Consider the following 2,800-nt stretch of genomic DNA (forward strand, 5'->3'; position numbering starts at 1 on the left):
GGTGAAATAATATGGCAAACAATAATAGTGGAAATCGTAATGAATTATTAGTTCGAGGCGCTGAACAGGCTCTTGATCAAATGAAATATGAAATTGCACAAGAGTTTGGTGTACAACTTGGTGCAGATACAACAGCTCGTTCAAACGGATCTGTTGGTGGTGAAATTACAAAACGTTTAGTAGCAATGGTTGAACAACAACTTGGTGGTAGAGCTAACCGCTAAGTAAATGGGCATACAATATAGCAGGTATGTAAATCAATTTCTTTTGTATATGTATAAAAACAAACCCTTATAGTAAATGAATTCTCACTCAAAGATTATCGATAATCTTCTTTCATAATCTTTGAGTATTTGATTTGTAAACTACTTTCCTAAACAATAAACACACAGTGTTGGAAAGGTGTTTTCCATGCATAGTAGAAAATCTTTTGCAGGAAAAAGCATACTTAAAAATTTGGTTTCAATATTGAAATCAATATTTATTATGATATTTTCGAAAGGGAGGAATTTAAAGATGGGTATTTTAAGTGGAAATCCTCAAAATGAACCGTTACATTACGGAGAAGTATTTGATATTTGGAGTTATCTTTTAGCTGCACAAGGTGCAATTGCAAGCCATCAAGTGTTTATGAATCATACAGGTGATGAAGATTTGAAGAAGTTTTTAGAAGGCTTAATTGAAAATGATATGAATTCGGAGATAGAAGAGTTAAAAACTCTTTTAAAGGTTAATGGCGTAGCTTTACCACCTGCTCCTCCAGAACGACCAGTTGCATCTATCGAAGACATTCCCCCAGGGGCACGTATTAATGATGTTGAAATAGCAGCAGCTGTTGCTACAGGATTAGCAGCTGGACTTGTGACATGTAGTCAAGTGATGGGAAAATGTCTTCGAGAAGATGTAGGCATGCTATTCGGACAATTTCATATGAAAAAGGCGCAAGCAGGTGTAACTTTGCTGCGTTTAAGTAAGAAAAAAGGGTGGGTAGTACCACCTCCGTTACATGTAAGAAATTCTGATCAAGCTTAATAAACAAAAATAAAAAAGTGGCGTTGGCCACTTTTTTATTTTTTAGATGTATCCTCAAGCTTGGATTTATTTATTGTGGAAGAATCCATATATTCATCTGACATTTCCATAGCATATTTATCATGGCGAATATGATTGTGATTTCTTAATTCATCGTCGTTATGCAGTACTAACCTCTTCATATAAATGTGGAAGAAAACCTCTATTCCGCCAATAATTAATGTGGCCATAAATGAAGAAAATCCAATATTACGAGTAGCATCTAAATTAGTAAATAAGGATGTTAAAAGCCAAATTCCGAAGAAGGTTAAGCCAAAATCTGCCATTGTAGCAATCATATTTCCGTATTTAGGTAAAATGAAGAGGTCTCCGATTAAATAGGCAGCTCCCGTAAGAAAAAGAGAAATTAGTAATACTCTAGGAATTGAAATGCCTTGAAAGATACTGAGCATGATTAGCAATACTGCAGTTATCGCTGTGTATTTAATTAATAAGGCAACAATATGTTTCATCATTTTCCTCCATTGTTTAAACGTATATGGAATACAATATTTCATTAAAAACGGATTATGCTTTTATATAGCGTAACCCGTTTTAATCACCCCTTAATGGTAAGAAGTACAACCTGGGTAAGAAGCAGGCTTATACTATGGATAGTATTTGCGGAATATCGAGCTTTATTCATAAAGGGTAGTTCCATTCTTATAATAGAGATGTTGCCTAAGTACAGTGTTTTTTCATATTAAACTTAATATTCGTTGGTGTTTTGATTCATTAATATAAAAATAAACAAAGTATTTCCGCATTTAATGCATCTTTTTATCTATATATTTTCCGTAATCAGGTACAGCAATTTTATCAAATTCTTGAACCAGTGTTTTGAGGCTTGTTGATAGCAATTCACCTGACATTGGTATCCCATGTCCAGTAATAGCGACTAGAGGCTTTAATTCTTCTAATTTAATGACTGATTCTTTAGCTGCTTTCCAGTCTGTTGTTAAATAACGAGGCGGACCGCTTATTTCCTGTTCTTGAGTTATTACTTTATACAGATACTCCTGTTTCACTGTAACAAAAGCGTCCCCAGCAATTAAAGTTCGGTCTTTCTCTCTGAATAATGAAATATGCCCAGGAGTATGCCCTGATGTATGAATCCATCTAAACTCTGGCATATGGGGAACAGTTCCATCGGTAGGTAGTGCTTTTACGCTATTTCCTAAATCAATCGGTTCATTAGGGAACAGGGGAGACATTTTCGCTACCATACCACCTTCAACTGTTGGATCTGGTTCAGGATAGCTTTGTTGTCCAGTCAAAAACGGTATCTCCATTTGATGGGCATAGACTGGAACATCCCAATATTTAATGAGTTCAATTATTCCTCCAACATGATCAAAATGGCCGTGAGTTAAAATAATTGCTTTTGGGCGACTATTGGTACCAAATCGATCCTCAGCGATAGAGATAATTTCATTTGCACATTTAGGCATTCCAGCGTCAACTAAAACAAAATCATTGGTCTGAGGATTTCCAACAAAGCATATATTGACGATTTGAATCGTGTAACAAAATAAATCAGGTAATACTTCGAGGCCATGACCACTTTCAATTGAAGTTGCTGGAATAAACTTATAATCACTTCCATAATTCATCTCATTGTCCACTTTTTATCCCCCTTACTATATGTTCATACGACATTATAGTTCCCTAATTTCTCAAATCCATTTTGGAGGATTTGAGAAAAGAATGAGTGGGGGGATTAAAAAAG

Annotated in this window: 4 protein-coding genes; 2 read left to right on the forward strand and 2 right to left on the reverse strand. The window is 35.1% G+C overall.

The annotated features are described in order from the left end of the window. Positions 1–11 precede the first annotated feature (11 nt). Together sasP and ACQGS6_RS25905 are read left to right on the forward strand one after the other, a co-directional pair. Positions 12–224, forward strand: coding sequence for a small acid-soluble spore protein, SasP family (gene sasP, locus ACQGS6_RS25900; RefSeq protein WP_426965847.1), 213 nt, complete (start codon positions 12–14; stop codon positions 222–224). A 292-nt stretch (positions 225–516) separates the two neighbouring features. Beyond that, positions 517–1,032, forward strand: a complete 516-nt coding sequence (locus ACQGS6_RS25905) for a DUF3231 family protein (protein ID WP_000512125.1) — start codon at positions 517–519, stop codon at positions 1,030–1,032. Positions 1,033–1,067: 35 nt separating this feature from the next. Here ACQGS6_RS25905 and ACQGS6_RS25910 read toward each other — a convergent pair whose 3' ends face one another. Together ACQGS6_RS25910 and ACQGS6_RS25915 are read right to left on the reverse strand one after the other, a co-directional pair. After that, positions 1,068–1,544, reverse strand: a complete 477-nt coding sequence (locus tag ACQGS6_RS25910; protein ID WP_242784887.1) for a YndM family protein — start codon at positions 1,542–1,544, stop codon at positions 1,068–1,070. A gap of 294 nt (positions 1,545–1,838) precedes the next feature. Beyond that, positions 1,839–2,696: an MBL fold metallo-hydrolase gene (locus ACQGS6_RS25915; RefSeq protein WP_242784886.1), complete on the reverse strand. Its 858-nt coding sequence runs from the start codon at positions 2,694–2,696 to the stop codon at positions 1,839–1,841. Positions 2,697–2,800 lie beyond the last annotated feature (104 nt).

The sequence above is a fragment of the Bacillus sp. GMs2/2 genome (assembly GCF_050172095.1).
Taxonomy (GTDB): domain Bacteria; phylum Bacillota; class Bacilli; order Bacillales; family Bacillaceae_G; genus Bacillus_A; species Bacillus_A cereus.